Source organism: Hydrogenophaga sp. L310 (genome assembly GCF_055703065.1).
This window is the reverse complement of the sequence record NZ_JBVPZA010000003.1, coordinates 350,456-376,018: the sequence shown is the minus strand read 5'-3', so window position 1 is coordinate 376,018 and position 25,563 is coordinate 350,456. Positions and strand designations below refer to the sequence as shown.

General features: G+C 65.2%; 23 protein-coding genes and 1 tRNA gene. 16 read left to right on the top strand and 8 right to left on the bottom strand.

All coding sequences use genetic code 11. From position 1 onward, the window contains the following. Window positions 1–3: 3 nt before the first annotated feature. From AC0GNO_RS08495 to AC0GNO_RS08485, 3 genes are all read left to right on the top strand, one after another. The gene (locus tag AC0GNO_RS08495; RefSeq protein ID WP_472903698.1) at window positions 4–1,170 is read left to right on the top strand and encodes an ATP-binding protein; all 1,167 of its coding nucleotides are present in this window, start codon (window positions 4–6) and stop codon (window positions 1,168–1,170) included. Between the two features lie 28 nt (window positions 1,171–1,198). After that, window positions 1,199–1,399, top strand: coding sequence for a hypothetical protein (locus AC0GNO_RS08490; protein WP_472903697.1), 201 nt, complete (start codon window positions 1,199–1,201; stop codon window positions 1,397–1,399). Between the two features lie 402 nt (window positions 1,400–1,801). Beyond that, complete coding sequence (locus tag AC0GNO_RS08485; protein WP_472903696.1) at window positions 1,802–2,125, top strand: hypothetical protein; 324 nt, start codon at window positions 1,802–1,804, stop codon at window positions 2,123–2,125. Window positions 2,126–2,206: 81 nt separating this feature from the next. On the opposite strand, the gene AC0GNO_RS08480 is transcribed toward AC0GNO_RS08485, so the two are convergent. Both AC0GNO_RS08480 and AC0GNO_RS08475 read right to left on the bottom strand, forming a co-directional pair. Beyond that, window positions 2,207–3,244, bottom strand: coding sequence for a response regulator (locus AC0GNO_RS08480; RefSeq protein ID WP_472903695.1), 1,038 nt, complete (start codon window positions 3,242–3,244; stop codon window positions 2,207–2,209). Then, on the bottom strand, window positions 3,244–6,654 hold the full coding sequence (locus AC0GNO_RS08475) for a hybrid sensor histidine kinase/response regulator (protein ID WP_472903720.1): 3,411 nt from the start codon (window positions 6,652–6,654) through the stop codon (window positions 3,244–3,246). The genes AC0GNO_RS08480 and AC0GNO_RS08475 overlap by 1 nt, the downstream gene beginning before the upstream one ends. 205 nt (window positions 6,655–6,859) lie before the next feature. On the opposite strand from AC0GNO_RS08475, the gene AC0GNO_RS08470 reads away from it, so the two are divergent. The 9 genes from AC0GNO_RS08470 to AC0GNO_RS08430 all read left to right on the top strand — a co-directional run bounded on the left by AC0GNO_RS08470 (window position 6,860) and on the right by AC0GNO_RS08430 (window position 12,647). Next, window positions 6,860–7,723 carry an SHOCT domain-containing protein gene (locus tag AC0GNO_RS08470; protein ID WP_472903694.1) on the top strand — a complete coding sequence of 288 codons (864 nt, stop codon included), beginning with the start codon at window positions 6,860–6,862 and terminating at the stop codon, window positions 7,721–7,723. 55 nt (window positions 7,724–7,778) lie between these two features. Beyond that, entirely contained in the window at window positions 7,779–8,081 is a 303-nt protein-coding gene (locus AC0GNO_RS08465) for an urease subunit gamma (protein ID WP_077329814.1), read from the top strand. A 128-nt stretch (window positions 8,082–8,209) separates the two neighbouring features. Continuing rightward, window positions 8,210–8,371: a hypothetical protein gene (locus AC0GNO_RS08460; protein WP_472903693.1), complete on the top strand. Its 162-nt coding sequence runs from the start codon at window positions 8,210–8,212 to the stop codon at window positions 8,369–8,371. Between the two features lie 9 nt (window positions 8,372–8,380). Further along, a complete protein-coding gene (locus AC0GNO_RS08455; RefSeq protein WP_472903692.1) occupies window positions 8,381–8,686 on the top strand; it encodes an urease subunit beta in 306 nt (101 codons plus the stop codon). Between the two features lie 27 nt (window positions 8,687–8,713). Beyond that, the gene (gene ureC, locus AC0GNO_RS08450; RefSeq protein ID WP_472903691.1) at window positions 8,714–10,432 is read left to right on the top strand and encodes an urease subunit alpha; all 1,719 of its coding nucleotides are present in this window, start codon (window positions 8,714–8,716) and stop codon (window positions 10,430–10,432) included. Between the two features lie 21 nt (window positions 10,433–10,453). Further along, window positions 10,454–11,050 carry an urease accessory protein UreE gene (gene ureE / locus AC0GNO_RS08445; RefSeq protein WP_472903690.1) on the top strand — a complete coding sequence of 199 codons (597 nt, stop codon included), beginning with the start codon at window positions 10,454–10,456 and terminating at the stop codon, window positions 11,048–11,050. After that, complete coding sequence (locus AC0GNO_RS08440) at window positions 11,037–11,759, top strand: urease accessory protein UreF (RefSeq protein ID WP_472903719.1); 723 nt, start codon at window positions 11,037–11,039, stop codon at window positions 11,757–11,759. The genes ureE and AC0GNO_RS08440 overlap by 14 nt, the downstream gene beginning before the upstream one ends. Before the next feature lie 50 nt (window positions 11,760–11,809). Next, complete coding sequence (gene ureG / locus AC0GNO_RS08435; protein ID WP_472903689.1) at window positions 11,810–12,493, top strand: urease accessory protein UreG; 684 nt, start codon at window positions 11,810–11,812, stop codon at window positions 12,491–12,493. Between the two features lie 66 nt (window positions 12,494–12,559). Then, window positions 12,560–12,647: transfer RNA gene (locus AC0GNO_RS08430), tRNA-Ser, on the top strand. Window positions 12,648–12,871: 224 nt separating this feature from the next. Here AC0GNO_RS08430 and AC0GNO_RS08425 read toward each other — a convergent pair. Next, complete coding sequence (locus AC0GNO_RS08425) at window positions 12,872–13,465, bottom strand: hypothetical protein (protein ID WP_472903688.1); 594 nt, start codon at window positions 13,463–13,465, stop codon at window positions 12,872–12,874. Window positions 13,466–13,804: 339 nt separating this feature from the next. On the opposite strand from AC0GNO_RS08425, the gene AC0GNO_RS08420 reads away from it, so the two are divergent. The 4 genes from AC0GNO_RS08420 (at window position 13,805) to AC0GNO_RS08405 (ending at window position 20,182) form a co-directional block, all read left to right on the top strand. Beyond that, the gene (locus AC0GNO_RS08420) at window positions 13,805–16,363 is read left to right on the top strand and encodes a chemotaxis protein CheB (RefSeq protein ID WP_472903687.1); all 2,559 of its coding nucleotides are present in this window, start codon (window positions 13,805–13,807) and stop codon (window positions 16,361–16,363) included. A gap of 42 nt (window positions 16,364–16,405) precedes the next feature. Beyond that, entirely contained in the window at window positions 16,406–17,005 is a 600-nt protein-coding gene (locus tag AC0GNO_RS08415) for a PAS domain S-box protein (RefSeq protein WP_472903686.1), read from the top strand. Between the two features lie 257 nt (window positions 17,006–17,262). Then, the gene (gene rpoH / locus AC0GNO_RS08410) at window positions 17,263–18,222 is read left to right on the top strand and encodes an RNA polymerase sigma factor RpoH (protein WP_472903685.1); all 960 of its coding nucleotides are present in this window, start codon (window positions 17,263–17,265) and stop codon (window positions 18,220–18,222) included. 157 nt (window positions 18,223–18,379) lie between these two features. Beyond that, window positions 18,380–20,182: a sensor domain-containing diguanylate cyclase gene (locus AC0GNO_RS08405; protein WP_472903684.1), complete on the top strand. Its 1,803-nt coding sequence runs from the start codon at window positions 18,380–18,382 to the stop codon at window positions 20,180–20,182. Between the two features lie 6 nt (window positions 20,183–20,188). Here the strand turns inward: AC0GNO_RS08405 and AC0GNO_RS08400 are convergent, their stop codons facing one another. The 5 genes from AC0GNO_RS08400 to AC0GNO_RS08380 form a co-directional block, all read right to left on the bottom strand. Further along, window positions 20,189–21,217, bottom strand: a complete 1,029-nt coding sequence (locus AC0GNO_RS08400) for a metallophosphoesterase (protein ID WP_472903683.1) — start codon at window positions 21,215–21,217, stop codon at window positions 20,189–20,191. Window positions 21,218–21,239: 22 nt separating this feature from the next. Next, the gene (gene lysS, locus AC0GNO_RS08395) at window positions 21,240–22,787 is read right to left on the bottom strand and encodes a lysine--tRNA ligase (protein WP_472903682.1); all 1,548 of its coding nucleotides are present in this window, start codon (window positions 22,785–22,787) and stop codon (window positions 21,240–21,242) included. A 163-nt stretch (window positions 22,788–22,950) separates the two neighbouring features. After that, window positions 22,951–23,667 carry an ABC transporter ATP-binding protein gene (locus AC0GNO_RS08390; protein ID WP_472890114.1) on the bottom strand — a complete coding sequence of 239 codons (717 nt, stop codon included), beginning with the start codon at window positions 23,665–23,667 and terminating at the stop codon, window positions 22,951–22,953. A gap of 12 nt (window positions 23,668–23,679) precedes the next feature. After that, complete coding sequence (locus AC0GNO_RS08385; protein WP_472890113.1) at window positions 23,680–24,450, bottom strand: ABC transporter ATP-binding protein; 771 nt, start codon at window positions 24,448–24,450, stop codon at window positions 23,680–23,682. A 15-nt stretch (window positions 24,451–24,465) separates the two neighbouring features. After that, the gene (locus tag AC0GNO_RS08380; protein ID WP_472890112.1) at window positions 24,466–25,551 is read right to left on the bottom strand and encodes a branched-chain amino acid ABC transporter permease; all 1,086 of its coding nucleotides are present in this window, start codon (window positions 25,549–25,551) and stop codon (window positions 24,466–24,468) included. Window positions 25,552–25,563: the final 12 nt, after the last annotated feature.

Here is a 25,563-nt window from a genome sequence, read left to right as displayed (position 1 = left end):
AGGATGTTTAAACGCTCCATTGCCCAGGAACTGGCGCTCGAACTCGCCCACAACCCTGCCGTCGCCCTGCTCGGCCCGCGCCAAGTGGGTAAAACCACACTCGCCCTGGCCGTGGCGCAAGACCGCCCCTCGGTGTACCTGGACCTGGAGTCCGAGCGCGACCGCGCCAAGCTCGACAACGCCGAGCTGTACCTCTCCGACCACCTGGACAAGCTCGTCATCCTCGATGAGGTCCACCGCACTCCCGCCCTCTTCCCCCTGCTGCGTGGCCTGATCGACCAGGCCCGGCGCAGCGGCAAAACCGCCGGTCAATACCTGTTGCTCGGCTCGGCCTCCTGGGACTTGCTGCAGCAATCGGGCGAGACCCTGGCCGGGCGCATCAGCTACCTCGACATGACCGGCCTGACCATGCTTGAGACCGGCGTGGACCTGCAAGACAGCCTGTGGCTGCGCGGCGGCTTCCCCGACAGCCTGCAAAGCCCCAGCGACGTGCGCAGCCTGCGCTGGCGCGAGAACTTCATCCGCACCTACCTGGAACGCGACATTCCGCAGTTTGGCCCCCGCATCGCAGCCGAAACGCTGCGCCGCCTCTGGACCATGCTCGCCCACCATCAGGGCGGCCAGCTCAACGTCGCCCAACTGGCCCGCAACATTGGCGTGGACGGCAAAACCGCCGCCAGCTATATCGACCTGCTCAGCGACCTGCTGCTGGTGCGCCGCCTGCCGCCCTGGCACGACAACCAGGGCAAACGCTTCGTCAAGTCACCCAAGGTGTATGTGCGCGACAGCGGGCTGGTGCACGCGCTGCTGCACATCACCACCAAAGACGACCTGCTCTCCCACCCCGTGGTGGGTGCCAGCTGGGAAGGCTTCTGCGTCGAAAACCTGATCGCCTGTGCGCCGCGCGGTGTGCAAGCCTTTTTCTACCGCAGCAGCGGCGGCGCCGAGGTGGACCTGCTGCTGCAATGGCCCAGCGGCGAACGCTGGGCCATTGAAATCAAGCGCAGCACCGCGCCCAAGCTGGAACGCGGTTTTCACTCGGCTTGCGAAGACTTGCAGCCTGACCGCAAGCTGGTGGTGTATCCGGGGAACGAGAGCTACCGGTTGAAAGAGGATGTGTTGGCGATGTCTTTACATGCGCTGTGCGCGGAGATCCAGAATGTCAAATGAGACAACCGACAGCAGGAGCTGAGCACCCATGAAGCCGCCACCCATCGACACAGCACAAGACCCTGACCTGAGGCATTCGCTACAGGCTCTGGTCCGCGCCTCAGAAAGAGCGCGAGAAATCGCAGCTCAAACGGGCACCTTCATTGTCATCAGCGTACAGGGTGAGCTGGTGCTTCTCGACCCTGCAGCCCTGACATCGAACAAGCGTTCGGCGGGAAATCAGGATTGAACCCAAACACATCACGACGCCGAGCGTTCTGAGCAACGGTATCTCGCCAGGTTCAGACGGGTCCTGCCAATCGGCATCTACGGCTGGTGGACAGGGTGTCCACAGGAAGGACAGACAAAGGCGCCTGCGCTCGCCTCGTAGAACCTCAATCCGGAATTGGTCTGGTCCGCCCCACCCTCCCGGTAGGTGATCAGCTCACCGCCAATGAGCACGTCGTCAGCCCTTGCTGGAATGGGGGGTTCAAAACCACCAATGGTAGCCGCCGCAGAAACAGGGAAATCCGCGATGAAATTGCTGCATTCGTCAAGGCTTCCCCCTTTTGTGCTGCGCCGAGCGCTGGGCTACGGAACGCCGTCGCTATCATGATCCGCCACCTAGCGCCATACGAATGCAACATTGGTCATGAGCAAGAAAACCCCTTCAACCACCACCAAGCAACAAGAGATCTCCCTCGTTCGCTCGTCGGCGGCGGAGTACCTGACCTTCGTCGCAGCCACGGCTGGCGGCAGCACCAGGGTGGAGATGCGCTACGAGGATGAAAATCTCTGGCTCACGCAGAAGATGATGGCCACGCTGTACGACGTGTCGGTACCAGCCATCAGCCAGCACTTGAAACGCATCTATACCGACAACGAACTGGAGCGCGAGGCAACTGTTAAGCCGTACTTAATGGTTCAAACCGAGGGCGAGCGGGAGATTCAGCGCAAGGTAGACCACCATCTTTGAGAGCGACTTTGACCGGGTGGTGAAGCAGATCAATGCAGGCGACAAGCCAGCTTGGCTTTTCCCCGGCAAGTCCGGTGATGGTCACCCCCCGTGCTGCGGCTGCAGCAGCGGCACACGGTTGATCGCCATCGCAGCGGCCGCCGTGCGGGTTTCCACGCCGAGCTTGGCGTAGATGCGTTCCAGGTGTTTCTTCACCGTCGCCGGGCTGGAGCCCAGGATGTCGCCGATGTCGCGGTTGATCTTGCCCTTGGCCACCCAGTACAGGACTTCGGCTTCGCGCGCGGTGAGGCCAAAGGCCTGGCCCATGGCTTCGAGCACGCTGGCGTCCGACGTTTCCTGCATCACGATCAGCCAGTCGCCGCCCTCGCCCGGCGCTTCGACGGTTTCGCTCCCGTCCTGGTCGCCCACGCGCTGGTGCAGCCGGAAGGTGAGGCGGCGCGGGCCGTGGTCGAGCGTGAGCCTCGGTGGCTCGCGCTGGGCCTGGGCCTCGCCGAGGTGGCGGCGCAGCCATTGCAGCACCTCGGCCGGGGTCTCGGGTGCGGTGGTGCCGCAGTAGCGCTGCAGCAGCTCGCGCGCCAGCGGGGTCTGCCACATCAGGCGGCCGTCGCGCTCGCGCACGGTGATGGTGGCGTAGCCGAAGGCGTCGAGCGCGTAACGCGCCTGGCTGCGCTCCACCGCGCCCTGGCGCACATGGCGCGCGGTGCGCAGGTGCACACCCATGCGCGCCATCACCTCGCGCGGCTTGATGGGTTTGGTGACGTAGTCCGCACCGCCGGCGTCGAGCGCGGCGACCAGGTGCTCGGTCTCGGTGAGGCCGGTCATGAAGATGATGGGGATGGCCGCCGTGGCCGGGTCCGCCTTGAGGCGGCGTGCGACCTCGAAGCCGTCGATGCCGGGCATGACCGCGTCGAGCAGGATCACATCGGGCAGGGCCTGACGCGCACGGCGGATCGCTGCCTCGCCGTCGAGTGCGACCAGCACGGTGTAGCCCGCTTCGTCGAGCGCGTCGTGCAGCGGGGCGACGTTGTCGGGCACGTCGTCCACGATCAGCACCACCAGAGCATCGGGCGGTGGAAGTTGCGCCGACAGGCGCTCTGGGACAGGGGTGTCGGTGTTCATCATGGAAGCGTGGCGCTTTGTTGCAGGCGCTGTTCGATCGCCTCGAACCGGAACTCGCGCGCGAGCGTGCGCAGGCCCTGCGCAAAGTCGGCCTGCTCGGGGCGCTGGCGCACCCAGTCGTCCAGCCAGTTGACGATGCCCTTGTAGTAACCCAGGCGCACGAGTTCGAGCAGCGGCGCCAGCTCGGCCGCGCTGCTGGCTGCCGGGGCCTGAGGCGCATGCGCCCGCTGCCCGGTCTGCGCCGCACCCTCTGCGGTGATCCATTGCAGGCCCAGGCGCTGCCCCAGCCAGGCGAGCAGGTCGTCGCGCCGCACGGGTTTGACGAAGAAGTCTTGCGGGCTGTGGCCCAAGTCGTTGTCGAGTCCTTTGTCAAACGCGTTGGCCGAGACGATGGCCAGCGGCACATGGTCCCAGCCGCGCGCACGCATCCGGCGCAGGGTTTCCCAGCCGTCGATACCGGGCATGGCGAGGTCCATGAAGATGGCGTGCGGTGCGCCCTCACCCGCCGGGTCGAGCGCGTCCAGGATGGCCAGCGCGTCGTGGCCGCTGGTGGCCAGCAGCACCTCGAAGCCCAGCGGCTGCAGCCAGCGCGCGATGAGCTCGCGGTCGCTCTCTTCGTTGTCCACCACCAGCACGCGCCGGCGCTCGCCCTCGTAGGCGGTGATCGAAGGCGCCACCGTCTCGCGCCGCACCACAGCGCCGTGCAGCTCGGGCAGGAACAGGCGCACGCTGAACACCGAGCCTTCGCCCAGGGTGCTGCGCACCGTCATCTCGCCGCCCATGAGGTCGGTCAGCATCTTGGCGATGGTCAGGCCCAGACCGGTGCCGGTGCTGCCCGCACCGGTCGCGGCAGCGGCCTCGGCCTGGCCGCGCGCGAAGGGTTCAAACACCCGGTCAAGCTCCTGCGCGGCCATGCCCGGGCCGGTGTCATGCACCTCGAACACGGCCATTTCGCGCGCGTGCGTCACGCGCAGCCGCACCTCGCCCTGGCGCGTGAACTTCACCGCGTTGCCCAGCAGGTTGATGAGGATCTGGCGCAGGCGCTTTTCGTCGGCGCGCACGGCGTCGGGCAGGCGGCTGCCGCTCTCGAACACGAAGCGCAGGCCCTTGGCCGCGGCCTGCAGCTCGAACATGCTCGCCACTTCCTGCATGGCGTCGGCAAAGGCCATGGGTTTCACATCGAGCTTGAGCTTGCCGGACTCGATGCGCGCGATGTCCAGCGTGCCCTCGATCAGCGACAGCAGGTGTTCGCCGCCACGGTGGATGACCTTGATGGCCTGCGCGCGGTGCGGCGCGATGTCGTCGTCTTCCTGCAGCAGCTGGGCGTAGCCGAGGATGCTGTTGAGCGGCGTGCGCAGCTCGTGGCTGATGCTGCTGATGTAGCGGCTCTTGGCCTGGTTGGCCAGGTCGGCGGCCTGGCGCGCGCGCTGCAGCTGTTGATCGGTCTGGCGGTGCGACTCGATCTCGTGCATGAGCAGCCGCGTCTGGCGGTTCGACTCTTCCTGCGCCACCAAGCGGCTCTTGTGCGCCAGCACCAGCCACCAGGCCACCGTCGCCGCGATCAGCAGCAGCACGGCGTAGACCCGCAGGAAGCCGGTGCGCAATGCAGCGTCGAGCAGGCTGGCGTCGGCCACGGCTTCGAGCCCCTGCCCCAGGCCCTGCACCTGCTGCCGGTACAAGAGCCCGAGCACCGCCGCGAGCACCGGCGCCACCACCAGCATCAGCAACAGGTAGTGCGCCAGGCCCGCTTCGAGGTAGCGCCACATGCGCTGCGGCAGCACCGTGCGCAAGGCGCCCTGCCACTGCTCAGACAGGCGCGCGTGGGGCTTGCAGAGGTCACCACAGCGCGCATCGAGCGTGCAGCACAGCGAACAGATGTGGCCCTGGTAAGCCGGGCAGTGCGCCATGTCGGGCGCTTCGTACTCGCGCTCGCAGATGACGCAGGTCTGGAGAGTGTGCGCTGCGTTCACTCCCTCGCCCTCTGGGAGAGGGCAGGCGCCGCAACCACCCACCGAGTCCGAAGCCCGAGCAATGTAGTACCGCCCCCGCGTCGCCCACGCAATCAGTGGCGAAGCGATCAGCGCCGTCACCATCGCAATCACCGCCGAAAACGCCTGTGCGCCCTCGCCCATCAGGCCCATGTGCGCCGCAATCGACAGCGCCGAGGCCAGACCCATGGCGCCCACACCCACGGGGTTGATGTCGTACAGATGCGCGCGCTTGAACTCGATGCCTGGCGGGCTCCAGCCCAGCGGTTTGTTGATCACCAGGTCGGCCACCACGGCCATGATCCAGGCGATGGCCAGGTTGCTGTAGAGCCCCAGCACCTCGCCCAGCGCGCGGAACACGTTCATCTCCATCAACATGAAAGCGATCAGCGTGTTGAACACCACCCAGACCACGCGACCCGGGTGGCTGTGCGTGAGGCGCGAGAAGAAGTTGCTCCAGGCCAGCGAGCCGGCGTAGGCGTTGGTGACGTTGATCTTGAGCTGCGACACCACCACGAACAGCGCCGTCGCCGCCACCGCCCAGCCGTAGTTCGGGAACACATATTCGTAGGCCGCGAGGTACATCTGGTTCGGGTCTACCGCGCGGTCGGGCGGCACCATGTGGCTGATGGCGAGGTAAGCCAGCAGCGCGCCGCCCAGCATCTTGAGCACGCCCAGGATCACCCAGCCCGGCCCGCCAGCCAGCACACCGACCCACCAGCGCCAGGCCCTGCCTTTTTCCGGCGCCGGCATGAAACGAAGGTAGTCGGCCTGTTCGCCCATCTGCGTGATGAGCGCGATGCCGACCGTGAGAGCCGCACCAAACAGGTGCCAATCAAAGACTGCGCCCGCACCAGACTCGCCACCGTAATGCACCACATTGGAGAACGCACCGGGATCGAGCGTCCACACCGCCACGAACGGCACCAGCATCATCACCAGCCACAGCGGCTGGGTCCAGACCTGGAAGCGGCTGATGACCGACACCCCGTAGGTCACGAGCGGGATCACCACCAGCGCGCAGACCAGGTAACCCCAGGCGGGCGGGATGTCCAGCGCCAGCTCCAGCGCGTAGGCCATGACCGCCGCTTCGAGCGCGAAGAAGATGAAGGTGAACGAAGCGTAGATCAGCGAGGTGATGGTCGAGCCGATGTAGCCGAAACCCGCACCGCGCGTGAGCAGGTCCATGTCGACGCCGTAGCGCGCGGCGTAGACGCTGATGGGCAGGCCGGCCAGGAAGATGATCAGCCCGGTGACCAGGATGGCCCAGAACGCGTTGACAAAGCCGTACTGCACCAGCAGCGTGGCGCCCACCGCTTCAAGAATGAGGAACGAGGCAGCACCGAACGCCGTGTTGGCCACGCGCCATTCGCTCCACTTGCGAAAGCGCTGCGGCGTGTAGCGCAGCGCGTAATCTTCCATGGTCTCGCTGCCGACCCAGCTGTTGTAGTCGCGGCGCACCTTGATGATGCGTTGTGGGGCCTCGCCCAGGGGTGCGGCGCTGACGGGGACGGGAATGGCGGACTCGGGGTTCACCCCAGGGCCGGTGCAGCTTTCATGCCACGGCTGCCGGAGTGACGGGCTTCTGCGAAACTGCAACGTCCATCACCGGACGGCCACTTTCAGCATGCGACAACTCTCCCCCCAGGGTCAGCAGACCCTCAATCACATCGCCCAGCGCCACGGCTTCAGTTTCGACGCCACGCTCTCCATGCTCGAATCCGTGATCAACGGCAACGGCAGCATGGCCCAGTTCAACCACCCCGAATTCAGCGGTTCGGGCCAGTGGATGCGCGGCGGCATGACCATGGTCTCGGACATGTTCAACAACTACCTGAAGGGCCGGGTCGACAACCTGTGCAGCGAGCTGTCCAACCTAATCGCCAACCAGCCGGACCTGCTGCGCAGCGGCAGCTTTCAAAGCCAGAGCCAGGGCGGCAGCGCCTACAACCAGATCCAGGCCAACCGCGCTGGCGACGGCGTGCAGGGCCAGGGCGAAAACGGATCACAGGTGAGCGGCTTCGGCGCCAACAGCCTGTTTGTGCCGCCCGCACCCGGCACCAGCGGCGACTGGTGGCCCGCCGACCTGCGCTGGCCCAACAGCACCGGCGCCCAGAACAACGTGCGCTACGCCTATTTCGCGCAGGCGCGGCGCCTGGCGATCGAAGTCCATGGCTCGGTGACGGTGTACGACACGATGGACCACCAGATCGGCAGTTTTTCGCAGCAACAATCCGCGGGCGGCACGCTGTCGTTCTCCAGCCAGTACGGCCTGATCGACGTGGACAGCCTGCCCGTGGTCTCGCGCGACGGCATGGCCGTGCCAGCCCAGGCGCCGCTGTCAGGCGGCTTCCAGCCCAACAACCCACCCGACACCGGTTCGCCCGACATTTTTGCCGCCATCGAACGCCTGGCCGGCCTGCACGCCAAGGGCCTGCTGACCGACACCGAATTCAGCACCAAAAAGGCCGAGCTGCTGGCCCGGCTCTGAGGCCAGGGGCACGGAATTTGCTCACAGGTTCCATCAACCGAACAAAGAACGCGCCATGGAACTGACCCCTCGAGAGAAAGACAAGCTGCTGATCTTCACCGCCGCCCTGCTGGCCGAGCGGCGCAAGGCGCGTGGCCTGAAGCTCAACTACCCCGAGGCCGTGGCCCTGATCAGCGCCGCTGTGATGGAAGGCGCTCGCGACGGCAAGACCGTGGCCCAGCTCATGAGCGAAGGCCGCAACGTGCTCACGCGCGCCGACGTGATGGAGGGCATTGCCGAAATGATCCCGGACATCCAGGTGGAGGCCACGTTCCCGGATGGCACCAAGCTGGTGACGGTGCACGATCCCATACCGTGACCCCCCGCGCCGCGCTCCGCGCGTCACCCCCCAGGGGGCGATGCGAGTGGCCCGGCGGAGCCGGTTCCACCGCATCCCCAGACTCAGACACTTCGCGCCGACCGCCTGTTTTTATTTGGAGCCCAGACATGAAATCGCTGCTCACCCTTTCCGCTGCCCTTGCGTCTCTGCCCGCCTTCGCCCATGACGGTCACGGCCTGTTCGGCAGCCACTGGCACCCCACCGACGCGCTGGGTTTTGTGGCGGTGGCCGGCCTGATCGCGCTGGCGGTCTGGCTCTCGAAGAAGTGAGGGGCGGCCATGATCCCCGGTGAATACTTGGTGGACGCGGGCGAACACGCCCTCAACCCCGGCCGACGCACGCTCACGCTGGTGGTGCAGAACACCGCCAACCGGCCGGTGCAGGTGGGCTCGCACTACCACTTTGCCGAAACCAACGGCGCGCTCGGCTTCGACCGCGATGCCGCCAAAGGCATGCGCCTGAACATCGCGGCCGGCACCGCCGTGCGCTTTGAGCCCGGGCAACAACGCACGGTGGAACTGGTGGACTTTGCCGGCGACCGTGTCGTGATCGGTTTCCGCGGTCTGGTGCAAGGCAAGGTCTGAAGACCGAACAACGCAAGGATTGAGCAGATGGCAAGCATCCCCCGCAGCGCCTACGCCGACATGTTCGGCCCCACCGTCGGCGACCGTGTGCGACTGGCCGACACCGGCCTGATCGTCGAGGTGGAAAAAGACTTCACCCTGGCCGCGGGCGGCTACGGCGAAGAAGCCAAGTTTGGCGGCGGCAAGACCATCCGCGACGGCATGGCGCAGTCGCAAAGAACCCGTGCCGAAGGCGCGGTGGACACGGTGCTGACCAACGCGCTCATCATCGACCACTGGGGCATCGTCAAGGCCGACATCGGCCTCAAGGGCGGCCACATCGTGGCCATCGGCAAGTCGGGCAACCCCGACACCATGCCGGGCGTGGACATCGTCATCGGCCCGGGCACCGAGGTCATCAGTTGCGAAGGCAGCATCGTCACCGCGGGCTGCATCGACAGCCACATCCACTTCATCTGCCCGCAGCAGGTGGACGAGGCCCTGGCTTCGGGCGTGACCACCATGCTCGGTGGCGGCACCGGCCCGGCCACCGGCACCTTCGCCACCACCTGCACGCCCGGCCCCTGGCACATCGAACGCATGCTTCAGGCGGCCGACGGCTTCGCCATGAACCTGGGTTTCCTGGGCAAAGGCAACACCAGCCGACCCGAACCCGCCCGCGAACAGATCAACGCCGGCGCCATCGGGCTGAAGCTGCACGAAGACTGGGGCACCACGCCCAGCGCCATCAGCAACTGCCTGGATGTGGCCGAAGAAACCGACACGCAGGTGGCGATCCACAGCGACACGCTCAACGAATCGGGCTTCGTGGAAGACACGATTGCGGCCACCAAAGGCCGCACGCTCTGCGCCTTCCACACCGAAGGCGCGGGCGGCGGCCACGCGCCCGACATCATCCGCGTGGTCGGCGAGGCCAACTTCCTGCCCTCCTCGACCAACCCGACCATGCCCTACACCGTCAACACGCTCGACGAACACGTCGACATGCTGATGGTCTGCCACCACCTGGACGCGGCCATCCCCGAAGACCTGGCCTTCGCCGAAAGCCGCATCCGCCGCGAGACGATAGCCGCCGAGGACATCCTGCACGACCTGGGCGCGATCAGCATCATGAGCAGCGACAGCCAGGCCATGGGCCGCGTGGGCGAGGTGGTGATCCGCACCTGGCAGACGGCCGACAAGATGAAAAGCCAGCGCGGCTCGTTGCCCGAAGACAGCAGCCGCAACGACAACTTCCGCGTCAAGCGCTACATCGCCAAATACACCATCAACCCAGCGATTGCACACGGCATGTCGCACATCATCGGTTCGCTGGAGGTGGGCAAATGGGCCGACCTGGTGGTCTGGAAACCCGCCTTCTTCGGCGTCAAGCCCGCCCTGGTCCTGAAGGGCGGCAGCATCGCGCTGGCCGCCATGGGCGACCCCAACGCCTCCATCCCGACGCCGCAGCCGGTGCACTACCGGCCGCAGTTCGGCGCCTTCGGCGGCGCACTCGCCAAGGGCAGCCTCACCTTTGTTTCGCAGGCCGGCCTGCGCGCGGGCGTGGGCGAACGCTACGGCCTGCAGAAAGCCACCGTGGCGGTGCAGAACTGCCGCAGCGTCACCAAGGCGAGCATGGTGCACAACAGCTACCTGCCGAAGATGGAGATCGACCCGCAGCGCTACACCGTGCGCGCCGACGGCGTGCTGCTGACCTGCGAGCCCGCCAGCCAACTTCCGATGGCGCAGCGATACTTCCTGTTCTGACCATCCCGACCTCTGCCATTCATGCTTCAAGCTTCCAAGCTCATCCCCCAGGCCCAGGGCCTCGCCCCGGTGTTGGTGCGCCGTGCCGCGCACATCGAACTGGATTGGGATGTGCGCCAGAAGAGCCGTTTTGACGCCACCGCGTCCGACGGCCGCAACGTGGGCGTTTTCCTGCCGCGCGGCACCGTGGTGCGCGGCGGCGATGTGCTGATCACCCAGGATGGCTCACTCATCCGCGTGGTCGCTGCGCCGCAAACCGTGCTGCGCATCACCGCCTGCACCGACCACCACCACGGCCACACGCACGACGGCGCCTTCGACCTCATGCGCGCCGCCTACCACCTGGGCAACCGCCACGTGCCCATCGAATTGCAGCCCGACCACCTCAAGATCGAACCCGATCACGTGCTGGCCGACATGCTGCGCGCCATGCACCTCACGGTGGTGGAAACCCGCGAACCCTTCGAACCCGAGGGCGGCGCCTACGTACAACACGCCAGCGGGCACGGCCATGCCCATGGCGGTCGGACACACGACCATGGCCACGCCGGCCACGCGCACGGGCACGGGCACCATGCCCACGGACACGACCACGCGGCAGGACATGAGCACGGCTGAGGCCGGCACCGCCTCATCGCCGAGCTCGACCGCCGGCCTGCTGCAGATCCTGTGGCTGGCCTCGCCGGCCCTGCCAGTGGGTGGCTTCTCCTACTCCGAAGGTCTGGAAGCCGCCGTGGACGCCGGGCTGGTGAGCGACGAAGCCAGTGCCGCGCAATGGCTCATCGACCAGTTGCACCTGGGCCTGGCGCGCGCCGATCTGGCTGTTGTCGCGCAGGCCATTCCCGCCTGGCGCACCGGCGATCTGGCCCGCATCCAGGCGCTCAACGCCTGGGTGCTGCAAACCCGGGAAACACACGAGTTCCGCCTGCAGACCGAACAGATGGGCCGCTCGATGCTGGAGTGGGCGCGTTGCCTGGGCGAACTCGGCGCGGGCGTGTTTGAGCGCCTGCAGTCGGCCAGGCTCAGCCCCGCCAGCTACCCCGTGGCCATGGCCTGCGCAGCGGCCAGCGCCGACACCAGTGTGCGCGACAGCCTGATCGGCTTTGCCTTCGGCTGGGCCGAGAACATGGTGCAGGCCGCCATCAAGTCCGTGCCGCTGGGCCAGAGCGCGGGCCAGCGCATGCTGGCGCGGCTGGCGCGCGAGATCCCGGTCGCCGTGGGCCACGCCATGGCGCTGGAAGACAGCGAACGCCAAGCCTTCACGCCCCTGCTCGCCATCCACTCGGCCCGCCACGAAACCCAATACTCCAGACTCTTCCGGTCCTGACTTTCCCCGTTCAGGCTGAGCTTGTCGAAGCCCCCACCAAGGTACACCCCATGAGCGCCCTGCACCACATCCCGAACCGCACCAAACACCTGCCCCCGCTGCGCGTGGGCATTGGCGGGCCTGTCGGTTCCGGCAAGACCACGCTGCTGGAGATGCTGTGCAAGGCCATGCGAGAGCGCTACGACCTGATCGCCATCACCAACGACATCTACACCAAGGAAGACCAGCGCCTGCTGACCGTCAGCGGCGCGCTGCCGGCGGACCGCATCATGGGTGTGGAGACCGGCGGCTGTCCGCACACCGCCATCCGCGAAGACTGCTCCATCAACCTCGAAGCGATCGACCGCATGCTGGCGGAACACCCCGACGCCGACATCGTGTTCATCGAGTCCGGCGGCGACAACCTCGCCGCGACCTTCAGCCCCGAACTGAGCGACCTCACCATCTACGTGATCGACGTCGCCGCGGGCGAAAAAATACCGCGCAAGGGCGGCCCCGGCATCACCAAGAGCGACCTCTTCGTCATCAACAAGACCGATCTGGCCCCGCACGTGGGCGCCGACCTGGAGGTGATGAAGGCCGACACCGCGCGCATGCGCCCCGACAGCGCGCGCCGCCCCTGGGTCATGACCAACCTGAAAACGCTGGACGGCGTGGACGAGGTGGTGCGTTTCATCGAAACCCGCGGCATGCTGCGCCAGGAAAACCCGGCCAGCGAAGCGGCCGCGACCTGATTCCCGCTCGATGGGCCGCGATCAGGCGGGCCACAGGCTAAAATCCTGCTCGCGACAACCGCATCCGGAGACGTGGGTGAGTGGTTTAAACCAGCAGTCTTGAAAACTGCCGACCCGCAAGGGTCCGTGAGTTCGAATCTCACCGTCTCCGCCAGCACACCATGAAAAACGGGCCCTCAAGGCCCGTTTTTGCTGTGCAACCCACCCCGCTGCCCATCCTGTCGAATCGCGCTGATCCGGAACATGCTGCGGGGTCGGCACCGCGGACACCGCAGCCCTGCCGGCGCCTGACGGGCGATCCACGTTGTGGATTGACGCTGCCGTCAACGAAAAGGCGGCCCCGCAGGGCCGCCATGCTGTGTCCAACGCACGTTCGATTTATTTGACGTTGGCCCAGGTCCGGCCCTTCTTGCGGTCATAGCGAAGGGAGACTTCGGATATCGAGCACAGATCGAAACCTTTCCACACAGCCTCCTCCTCGTCGTCATAGGTGACCTTCAGGTCCCATTTGCAGCCCTTGGAACCCTTCTCGAATTCGATGTCGACGCTCTCGCCGTTGTCGAGCAAATCTTGTCCCATGACGTCTTCCTCCCAGGCGTTGGACGCCGCGGAGGAAACATGGACCTCACTGATGACATAGCCTGTCTTGTTGACCAGGGTGAAGTCGAGGTTCTCCGCGAGCGCAGGCGCGGAAACGAACAGGGAAACGCAGCCGATTGCCAGCGCGGACAGGATTTTTTTCATTGCCATTTCTTTCATTTTTTGAGAACACACCTTGATTTGCCACCCGGCCCAAAGAAACGGGGGAGCGAAGCTCGGCGAAGGGTGGCGCTCCACGCCCATTGCAGCGGGTGTGTCGAACGCGACAGATGCATCCGGTGGCCGATGGTGCCAGCGAAACCCGACCCGCCGCAGCGCCTCGGCAACGTCGGACAGCGTTCGAACAGCCACCCCGATGAATGTACCAAACATTTTGTTGCATTTTGGGCATGGCTTGCTCCTGCAGGTTGGTGGCCGGTATCGGGCTTTGTGCTTTCTGGTGGGTGCTCATGCGGCGACCCCATTCAAGAATGCCCGGACGTCGCACATTAAAAATCGAGTGCACCTGTTCCCCAGCTCTATGGGCTTGGGGAACGTCGGGGCGTTCTTTGCTCGACGCCACACGGTGTTCAGGTGCACGTCAAGGACGTACGGAAAACCTCTCCGCCAACATGCCAGGAACAACGGACCCTCGCGGCCCGTTTTCCATGGCTCGCCCGACTCGAGGTTGAATGTGACCGGAGACGGAGGGTCGCCACCCGATAATCGGGCATGAGCCACCCCCCCAGCCACGACATCGGTGCACGCTCTTCAAGTGCGGTTCGTGCCGTGGGTCTGGGCGCGTCGGCCGGGGGACTGGCCGTGCTCGAGCAATTCCTGGCGCATGTCCCACTGTCGAGCGGTCTGGCCTACGTCGTTGTCCAGCATCTGGATCCCACGCAGAAAGCGATGCTCGTTGAACTTTTGCAGCGCTCAACGGCCATGCCGGTGCTGGAGGCGACCGACACGATGCGCCTTGAACCGGACGTCGTCTACGTGATTCCGCCGAACAAGGAGCTGACGGTGGCGGGGGGACTGTTGCACCTGGAAGAACCGGTTCAGCCCCGGGGCATGAGACTGCCCATCGATCTGTTTTTTTCATCGCTCGCACGCGACCAGGGAGAACAGTCGATTGGCGTGGTGCTGTCCGGCATGGGGTCAGACGGTACCCTGGGTTTGCAGGCCATCAAGTCGCAGGGCGGTTTGACGCTGGCGCAGTTGCCTGAGTCGGCGCAGTTCGACTCCATGCCCCAGAGTGCCATCGCCGCAGGTTGCGTCGATATCATCGGCCTGGCCTCCGATTTGCCCGATCGCATCATTCGCGTCATCGAAGAAAAGAACGGCATTCCCTCGTTGCCCGAGGGCAATGATGACGCCGGTGCGCAAGCGCTGGGAGCGATCTTGCGTTTGCTGAAAGAGCGCAGCAAACACGACCTCTCGGACTACAAACCCAGCACGCTGCGCCGACGCATCCAGCGACGCCTGGGCGTACACGGCTTGAGCACCCATGAGGCGTATGAACAGTTCGTGAGGGAGAACCCGCAGGAGCTGGACCTGCTTTTCAAGGAGATGCTCATTGGCGTGACCAGTTTCTTCCGCGATCCATCGGTCTGGCAGGCACTCAAGGACGTTGTCATGCCCACGCTGCTGGCGCGCTGTACGCCGGAAACCGCCTTGCGGGCCTGGGTGGTGGGCTGCTCCACGGGCGAAGAGGCTTTCTCCCTGGCCATGATCTTCAAGGAAGCGGTTGCAGCGATCGCTGGCGCGGAGCGTTGTTCACTGCAGATCTTCGCCACCGACCTGAGCCCCGATGCGATCAACGCAGCCCGCCGAGGCCACTATCCGCAGCGTATCGCGGACGAGGTCGATTCGACCCGGTTGGCCCGGTTTTTCACGGCTCAGGGCAGCGGGTTCCTGATCAACAACGAGATTCGGGAAATGGTGCTGTTCGCGCAGCACGATGTGATTCTCGACCCGCCGTTTACCCGGCTGGACCTGCTCTTGTGCCGAAATCTGATGATCTATTTCAATGCGACGCTGCAAAGTCGCCTGATGCCCCTTTTCAGCTACAGCTTGCGCGCTGGCGGTGCGCTGTTGCTGGGGGGCTCGGAGACCATCGGGAAATCGCATGCGCTTTTCACGCCGATCGATCAGAAGTCCCGGCTTTATTGGCGCACGGAAAATCCACTCAACGCTGGCTCGGTGTACTTTCCTACCAGCCCTCGCCGGGCGACGAACCGGCTTCCCCAGGAGTTCAAGGTGTCCCCTTCGACCGTGCTTCCCGCCAATCTGCAGACCCATGCCGAGCAAGTGCTGCTTCATGAGTTTTCCCCCGCCGCCGTGCTCGTCAACGACCAGGGCGACGTTGTCTACATCAATGGCAGCGTAGGCAAGTACCTGGAGCCAGCGTCCGGAAAAGCCAACTGGAACATCCATGTGATGGCCCGTCCCACCATCCGGACGCAGATTGCGGCAGCGCTGCGACAAGCCATTCAAGAAAAGGGCAGCGTGGAGGTGCGCGGTCTTCGGCTGGGCGAAGAGCCTGTCCAGACCTCACTGGATGTGACCGTCAAGGTGATGCAGGAGCCTCATTCGCTGGCTGGCCTGGTCATGATCGTCTTTCGCGAGGTGTTTGCGCCACCCACAGCCAAGCGCCGGCGCAGGACCGCGGAGGGTGTGCCAGACCCGCACATGGTCGAAGAACTGAAGCGCTGCAAGGACGAGATCCACGCCTTGCGCCAGGAGATGGGCGCTTCCGCGGAAGCGCTGCAGGCGGCCAATGAGGAGTTGCAGTCCACCAACGAGGAGCTTCAGTCGGCCAACGAAGAGCTGACCACCTCCAAGGAAGAATCGCAGTCGATGAACGAGGAGCTTCAGACGCTGAACCAGGAGCTGCAGACGAAACTGGACGACCTCGCTCTGGCGCAGAGCGACATGCAAAACCTGCTCAACAGCACGGACATCGCCACGCTGTTCCTTGACAGCGCCTTGAATGTACGTCGATATACCGAGCAGGTCACGCGCATCTTCCACCTTCGCGAAGGCGACATTGGCCGGCCTCTGACCGATCTGGCCAGCACGCTCAACTACCCCACGCTCAATGAAGATGCCCGACAAACACTCAAGACACTGAATTTGACCGAGAAAGAGATCACGACCTCTGATGGATTGTGGTTTCTGGTGCGAATCAAACCCTATCGAACGCTCGCCGACACCATCCAGGGGGTGGTGATCACGCTGATCGATATCACCGCGGCCAAAAAACTCGAAGCGCGCCTACGCAAGGAGTAGAGTGCAGACACCCTGTCGAGACATCACCTTTCGGAAGTATTCATGTCACAACTTGTTGAAACCTCTTCCTATCTGACGAGCTTGCGCGAGCGGGCGACGACCCAGTTGACGGACGGGATCCGAAGCGATCTCTCGCGCGCCAGCACATCGGAGGCGATGGCTGTGTTGTTCAAGCTCGCGTCCTCGCCCTCCACGGCAGGCGATGCCCTTGCGTTGCTGCACGAACTCCAGGTCCACCAGGTCGAAGTGGAGATGCAGGACGAAGAACTTCGCCGTTCCAGAATCGAGCTGGAAAGCGCCTTGATCCGCCAGACAACCCTCTTCGAACATGCGCCCGCAGCGTACCTGATCATCGACGAGGCCACCGTGCTGTGCGAAACCAACTTGGCGGGCGCCCGGCTGCTCGGCGCCGCGAGCAATGAATTGTTGGGTCGTCCGCTCGCCAGCTTCCTGTCGGCGGCCAGCGTCGAACAATTGCAAGAGATGCTCGCGCGGGCGCGGAATGGCGCCGTACCCGAGACCTGCGAGTTGCAGTTGTTGCCACAAGCCGGCGTCATTCGCCAGCTGCATGGCACTGCCGGCAGGGAAGACTCGTCAGCAAACTTCCTCCTGTTGCTGCTGGCGCTGCCGTCGCCAGGATAGGGACCACTCGACACCCCCTGCCAAGGGTATCGCCGGTGGCCCCGCCGTTTCAGACTTTCCCGGTAACACTGAAAACGGAAAAAGTCATTTTAAATCAATAACTTATAAACCACTCACAAAAGCAGGTGGCAGATGTTCGAGTTGCCTTCAGCGTCCGAGTGGTTCTTTGCATCAGGGTCATGGAACTATTCAATTAGCACTCCCTCTTAGTGAGTGCTAGTATTTATAAAAGACCGACCTTAGGAGGGTTCTTCTACATGACCACTGCACTACTTGCACCCGCGGCCTTGCCGTCCAGCACACTGGCTGTGTCCAGCCCATGGGCGAGCCGTTCGCTGACGCTGCCTGCGCTGGGCAACCTGGATGCCTACATTTCGGCCGTCAACCGCATGCCACTGCTGACGCTGGACGAGGAACAGGGCGCCGCGCGCCGCCTGCGCGACCACAACGATATCGACGCTGCCGGGCAACTGGTGATGTCGCACCTGCGGCTGGTGGTGTCGATCGCCCGCCAGTACCTGGGCTACGGCCTGCCACATGGTGACCTGATCCAGGAAGGCAACGTCGGCCTGATGAAGGCGGTCAAGCGCTTCGACCCCGAACAGGGCGTGCGTCTGGTGAGCTACGCCATGCACTGGATCAAGGCCGAGATCCACGAATACATCCTGAAGAACTGGCGCATGGTCAAGGTGGCCACGACCAAGGCCCAGCGCAAGCTGTTTTTCAACCTGCGCTCGATGAAACAGGGCTTCCGCGCCGAGGCGCTGGACGGCGACACGCACCGCGAGGCGTTTTCGGACGGCGAGGTGGACGTGGTCGCTCGCGACCTGAAGGTCAAGCCCGCCGAAGTGCGTGAAATGGAAACACGGCTTTCGGGTGGTGACGTGGTGCTGGACCCGAGCCCGGGCGACGATGGCGAAGACGGCTTCGGTCCCATTGCCTATCTGGCCGACGCCACCCACGAACCCACGGCGATGATCGAGTCGGCGCAGCGCGACGTGCTGGCCACGGAAGGCATTGCCACCGCCATGAGCGAGCTGGACGAGCGCTCGCGCCGCATCGTGACCGAGCGCTGGCTCAAGGTGAACGACGACGGCTCGGGCGGCATGACGCTGCACGAGCTGGCGGCCGAATACGGTGTGAGCGCCGAGCGCGTGCGCCAGATCGAGGTCGCGGCCATGAAGAAGATGCGCAAGGCGCTGGCCGCCTTCGCCTAAACCGGTCCAGTGCTGCGCCCAGGCCCCAGACGGCACCACGCCGGCTGGGGCTTTTTCACATCTGCGGGTGTCACAAACAGGTCACAACCCGCAGGCAATGGCCCCCGGTGCCAACTATGACCGCTCGTCCCGCAACCCGTGGCGACAGAATCGGGGGATGCTTGACACGAATCCGGTGGCCCGGGCACCCGCCCCGCACACCCGCACCCCTTTGCAAACACCCGCGCGCCATTTCATGGCGTGGCTGCTCTGGCTGACGCTGTCGCTGTGCGGCAGCGCATTCGCCGTGCCCGCCACCACCCCCTCCGGCCTGCCCCCGGTGGTCCTCGACGGCTCCATGAAAAGCGTGTCCCTGGCCCAGCGCAGTGCCTGGTGGGTGGACCCTGGAGGCCAGCTCACGGTGCAGGACGTGGAGCAGCGCCAGGCCGATCTGCCTTTCGGCTTGCGTGCGTGGCAACACCGCCTGCGGCTGGAAGGCAAGGCCGCGCTCTGGATCGGCTTCACCGCCTGGAGCCAGGACAACCGCTCGCACTGGGAGCTGGAGCTGGCGCGCTCGGGCACCGACCGCGTCAGCCTGTTCCACCGCAACGCCGACGGCAGCTGGCTTGAGCAGCACGCAGGCGACCGTTTGCCAGTCAGCGCCTGGGCGTCTCCCGACCGCTATCCCGTGTTCAAGCTGGCCCCGCGCAGCGATGCGCCGGTGGCCTACTGGGTGCGCATCGAACACGCGCGCGTGCCGTTCTCGGGCGAGCTGTTCATCCACAGCCACGACCAGTTGCGCGAGCAGCGCATCCTGCAGCAGTTCATGCTGGGCGCCTATTTCGGCATGACCTTGCTGCTCGTCGTCGTGGCGGTGGCCAACGCGCTGGTGTTCCGCGACAGCAGCTTCGCCGCCTACGCGATCTACATCACGCTGCTGGGGCTCTCGCTGGCCGCCTCGCTGGGGGTGGGGGGGCAGTTCCTGTGGCCCGATTTCGCGCGCTGGAACGGCGCGGCCGAGTTTGTGCTGATGCCGCTGGCGGCGGTGGCCGGGCTGCTGTTCGTGCGCCACCTGGTGCAACCGCGGCGCATCGGGCGCTGGCTGAACCGCCTATCGCTCACCCTGGCCGCGGCGATGCTGGGCCTGGTGGCCTGGGACCAGGCGGCCCCGTCCCAGTGGAGTCTCGAGGCCATCACCACCACCGGCGCGCTGACCATGCTGCTGGTTTTCGTCATGCTCTGGACCGCCTGGCGCAGCCGGGAGGGCTGGGCGCGCTGGATCGCGCTGGGCATCCTGCCGGTGCTGCTGGCCGGCGCGCTGCCGGTGATGCGCAACTTCGGGCTCATCTCCTCGGGCTTTCTCCCGCAGTACGGCCTGGTGATCGCCGCAGCCTTCGAAGCGCCCTTGCTGATCTATGGCCTGCTGCAGCGCTCGTCCATGCAACACGAGTCGCAGGCCCGTGCCAAGGCGCTGGCGCTGACCGAGCCGCTCACCGGCCTGACCAACCGCCACAACTTCATGCTGCGCCTGCACGAGAGCCTGATCCGCGCCCAGCGCTACCGCCACCGCAGTGCGCTGTTGCTGATCGATCTGGACAACCACACCTGGTTCGATCAGGAACACGGCAGGGAGGTCGCCGACAGTGCCCTGGTGCTCACGGGCTCGCTGCTGCGCTCGGTCGCGCGGGATGTGGACACCGCCGCCCGGGTTGATGACCACAGCTTTGCCTTGTTGATGGAAGGGCCGGTCCGCTCGGCGCAGGCGGTGGCCGCGGCCACGAGCATCGTTGCGGGTGGCCTGCGCCCGTCTTCGCAACTGCCCGTGGGGACCACGCTGCGCTGCAAGGTGGTGGTGGCCCTGCTGCCCGAGGAGACGCTGGGTCTTCAGGAGAATGCCCAGGCGCACCTGGACTGGCTGCGCATCGCGCTGGACGAGTTGAAGAAAACCCCGCACAAGAGCATCCAGACGCTCAACTGCTGAAGCCTCTCAGGGAGTGAGTTCGACCAGTTCGATGGTCGGCATCACCGCCAGGCGCGCCGGCAAACCGATGGTCCCGATCCCGGGCGTGACCAGAAGTGTCCCCGCCGCCGTGTCGTAGAGGCCGTTCCACCAGGGCTGCCGCGTGTTCGTGTTGCGCAGCACCCAGGGGGTGAGACCGGGAATCCAGATCTGTCCGCCGTGCGTGTGTCCGGCCACCGAAAGGTGGGCGGCACCCGGCGGCAGCAGCGCCACCGTGTCGGGCTGGTGGGTCACCACCAGGCGGTTGCCCGGACCCGTGGCGGGTCCGGAGGCCTCGGGCCAGAGCGCGCGAATCTGCGCCTCGGGCCGGCCACCCCAGCCATCGTCCAGCCCAACCAGCTCCCAGCCTTTCCAGGCAAGGCGCCTTCCTTCCAGCAATTGCACGCCATGGGTTTGCAGCGCATCACGCAGCGGCTGGGTCAGGTCCGGACCGGGCGCTTCGACATCGTGGTTGCCGAGCACGCCAAACACCGGATGCCGGATGGCCGCCAGCGGGGCCAGACCGGTCTTCAGGTCCCGCCGGGGTTCATGGGTCCAGTCGCCGGCGACCAGCACCGCATCCACCTCCAGCGCGTTGAGCTGGCGCACCAGGCGTTCGAGCTGGTGATCGCGGAAGAACAGGCCCCAGTGAATGTCGGCGATGACGGCCAGGCGCACCGGCTCGGCGCCTGGGGGCAAGCCGATGATCGTCGTCTGTCGCACCCGCGAAAGACCGGGCTCCACCAGCGAGGACCACAGCCCCACCACAACCAGCAAGGCCGCCACCCCGGCCTTCCAGCGCAGGAACCCGCGCCCGGTCACCGCGACCCCCACCAGACCGATCAGCAGGAAAGGCCCGGCCAGCCGGGGCGCCCAGTAGAGCCAGAGCATCACCAGGTTGCGCAACCAGTAACCGGGCGTGTGCCAGCGGTCCTGGTAGTCCCAGAGGCTGACGGCCAGGGCCAGCGCCAGGCCCAGGGCGAACAGCCGCCAGACCCAGCGCAGCGCCCGGCTCATGGGCGGCATGTGGGCGTTCGCGTCAGGCCTCTCGGCGCAGCGCGGGGAAGAGGATCACGTCGCGGATGCTGGGGCTGTCGGTCAGCAGCATCATCAGGCGGTCGATGCCGATGCCGCAGCCGCCGGCCGGCGGCATGCCGTACTCCAGTGCGCGGATGAAGTCGGCGTCGTAGTACATGGCTTCTTCGTCACCACCGTCCTTGGCCGACACCTGCGCGTGGAAACGTGCGGCCTGGTCTTCGGCGTCGTTCAGTTCCGAGAAGGCGTTGCCGAATTCGCGGCCGGTGATGTAGAGCTCGAAGCGTTCGGTCACCTCGGGACGGTCGTCGTTGGCGCGCGCCAGCGGTGAAATTTCCGTCGGGTGCTCCATGATGAAGGTCGGGTTCCAGAGCTTCTCTTCCACCGTCTCTTCGAAATACAGCACCTGCAGGCTGGCCAGGCTGCGCGTGCTGAGCTGGTGTTTGGCTTCGGTCATGCCCAGCTGCTTCAGCGCGGGAATCAGCCACCCGGGGTTGTCCACGCCCTCGCCCGCCTCGGTGTATTTCAGGATCGCTTCGCGGATGGTCAGGCGCTCGAACGGTGAATAAACGTCCACCGGTTTGCCGTTGTAGCTCAACGGCGTGTCGCCGTGCACCTGGCGCACCACGTGGCGGATCAGCTGCTCGTTGAAGTCCATCAGGTCGTGGTAGTTCCAGTACGCCGCGTAGAACTCCATCATGGTGAACTCGGGGTTGTGGCGGACGCTGATGCCTTCGTTGCGGAAGTTGCGGTTGATCTCGAACACGCGGTCAAACCCCCCCACCAGCAGGCGCTTGAGGAACAGCTCGGGCGCGATGCGCAGGAACATCTCCTGGTCGAGCGCGTTGTGGTGCGTCTTGAAGGGCTTGGCATTGGCGCCACCGGGAATGGGGTGCAACATCGGCGTTTCCACTTCGAGGAAGCCGTGGCTGACCATGAAGTCGCGGATGCTGGACAGCGCCTGGCTGCGGGTGACGAAGCGCTTGCGGGCGCTCTCGTCGGTCATCAGGTCCACATAGCGTTGGCGGTACTTGATTTCCTGGTCGTGGATGCCGTGGAACTTGTCGGGCAGCGGGCGCAGGCTCTTGGTGAGCAGGCGGATCTGGTCAGCGTGGATGGTCAGCTCGCCGGTGCGCGTGCGCATGAGCACGCCTTCGGCGGCGATGATGTCGCCCAGGTCCCAATGCTTGAAGGTCTCCAGCATCGGTGCGCCCACGCTGTCGGTGTTCAGATAGATCTGGATGCGGCCGCCGCTCGGACCAAACGACGCATCCTGCAAGGTGGCGAAGCTGGCCTTGCCCATCACGCGCTTGAGCATCATGCGGCCCGACACGCAGGCGCGCACCGGCGTGGCCTCCAGCGATTCCTTGGTGGCTTCAGCGTGTGTGGCAAACAGCGCCTCGGCCTTGTCCACCGGCTTGAAGTCGTTCGGGAACGCCACACCCTCGCCGCGCTGCTGCGCATCGCGCAAGGCTTTGAGCTTCTCACGCCGCTCCGCAATCAGCTGGTTGTCGTCGGTGGCGGGGGTGGCGTGGGCGTGTTCGGTGGTCATGGTGTGGGGCAAGAAAAAACGGGCTGCGCCTGAAGAAGCGCAACCCGCTATTGTAAGTTCCGGTGCGAAGGTCCCCAAACCCAGAACGCGGTGGAACCGGCTTTGCCGGGCCGCTCGCGTTGCCCCCTGGGGGGGGTGACGCCGCAGGCGGCGCGGGGGGGTGTCAATGTCCCAGATAGGCTTCGCGGACCTTGGGATCCACCAGCAGGTCCTGGCCGGTGCCGGTCATGGTGATTTCGCCGGAATCCATCACGTAGCCCCGGTTGGCGATCTGCAGCGCGCGCTGGGCGTTCTGCTCCACCAGCAGGATGGTGACCCCCTGGGCCGAGACGTCGCGCACCACCTCGAAGATCTTGTCCACCATGATGGGCGACAGGCCCATGGAAGGCTCGTCCAGCAGCAGCACCTTGGGCTGGCTCATGAGCGCACGCGCCATGGCCAGCATCTGCTGCTCGCCGCCGCTCATCGTTCCGGCCAGCTGGTCCTTGCGCTCTTTCAGGCGCGGGAAGATGCCGAACATGCGCTCGATGTCGTTGGCGATGCCCGCCTTGTCCTTGCGGATGTAGGCGCCCATCTGGAGGTTCTCGGTGATGCTCATCCGGGTGAACACGCCCCGGCCTTCCGGCACCATGGCCAGCCCCAGCCGGACCAGGTCCCAGGCACCGCGGCCCTTGATGCTCTGGCCCAGGTATTCGATGTCGCCGCCTTCAAAGGCCAACGAACCGGTCACCGCCTTCATGGTGGTGGTCTTGCCCGCGCCGTTGGAGCCGATGAGCGAGATCAGCTCGCCCTCGCGCACTTCCAGGTCGACGCCCTTGACGGCCTTGATGCCGCCGTAAGAAACCTTCAGGCCGCTGATTTTGAGTAGTGTGTTTGCCATGTTCTTGTGTCCTCAGCTTCCGCCCGTGCCCAGATAGGCCTCGATCACTTTCGGGTCCTTCTGCACATCGGCCGGTGTCCCGGAAGACAACTGCTTGCCGTAATCGAGCACCGTCACCCGGTCGCAAAGGCCCATCACCAGCTTCACGTCGTGTTCGATCAGCAGGATGGTGCGGTTGTCCTTGCGGATGCGGTCGATCAGTTCGCGCAGCAGCACCTTTTCGGTGGCGTTCATGCCGGCGGCAGGCTCGTCCAGCGCGATCAGCTGCGGATCGGTGGCCAGGGCGCGCGCGATCTCCAGTCGGCGCTGGTCGCCGTAGCTCAGCGTGCGCGACTTGTAGTCAGCGAACTTGGCGATACCCACGTAGTCGAGCAGCTCGCGGGCCCGCTCCCTGATTTGCGCTTCTTCGCGCTTGAAGCCGGGCGTGCGGAACACCGCACCGACCAGGCCGGAATGGGTGCGCACATGGCGCCCCACCATCACGTTTTCCAGCGCCGTCATTTCGGCGAACAGGCGGATGTTCTGGAAGGTGCGCGCGATACCGGCCTTGGCCACTTCGTGCACAGCCGAGGGCGTGTAGGGTTTGCCCGCCAGTTCAAACGTGCCGCTGTCGGGCGTGTACAGCCCGGTCAGCACGTTGAAAAACGTGGTCTTGCCAGCGCCGTTGGGTCCGATCAGGCCGTAGACCTGACCGCGCAGGATTTCAATGCCCACATCGCTCAGGGCCTGCAGGCCCCCGAAGCGTTTGGAGACGTTGGCGACTTTGAGAATGGTTTCAGACATGCAACTTGACTCCGCTCATTTCGCCAGCGATTTGCCGTGTTCCGGCGAGGGCCACAAGCCCTTGGGACGGATCAGCATCACCACCACCATGGCCAGCGCAATCAGCAGCTGGCGCAGAATTTCAGGGCCCAGGCGACCACCGGTCCATTCGGTCAGAGGACCGGCCACGTGGCGCAGCACCTCCGGCAAACCGGCCAGCAACAGGGCCCCCAGAATCACGCCAGGGATGTGGCCAATACCACCCACCACCACCATCGCCACGACCATCACCGACTCCATCAGCGAGAAGGATTCGGGCGACACGAAGCGCTGGAACGAAGCGAACAACACGCCCGAGACGCCACCAAACGTGGCGCCCATGCCGAAAGCCAGCAGCTTGAGGTTGCGCGTGTTCAGGCCCATGGCCTTGGCGGCGATTTCGTCTTCACGGATGGCCATCCAGGCGCGGCCGATGCGCGAGTCCTGCAGGCGGTAGGAGAGGATCACCGCCCCCACCACGAAAAACAGGAACAGGTAGTAATACAGCGTGACGGGCTGGAAGGTGTAGTCACCGATGGTCAGGCGCTTGCCCAGGTCCAGGCCAAAGACCGAGATGGTGTCGATCTGGCTGATGCCCTTGGGGCCGTTGGTGATGTTCACCGGGCGGTCCATGTTGAGCAGGAAGATGCGGATGATCTCGCCAAAACCCAGTGTGATGATGGCCAGGTAATCACCCCGCAACTTGAGCGTGGGCGCACCCAGGATGACCCCCACAATGCCCGCGACCCCCGCCGCCAGGATCATCACCAGCCAGATGCTGATGTGGATACCGTTGGGGAACATGGCCGCGATGGCCGGGAAGGTGTCGGTGAGGTGGGGCGAGCCCACCAGAGCGAAGATGTAACCCCCCACCGCGAAGAAGGCGATGTACCCCAGGTCCAACAGGCCGGCGTAACCAACCACGATGTTCAGGCCCAGCGCCAGCAGCACGTAGAGCAGCGCGATGTCGACAATGCGCACCCAGGAGTTGCTCCCGGTCGATTGCAGGATGATGGGCAACAACAGCAGCGCGACAGCGCCCAGCAGGTAGGCGATGAGTTTTCCGGATTTGGTGTTCATCATGATGTGTTCCTT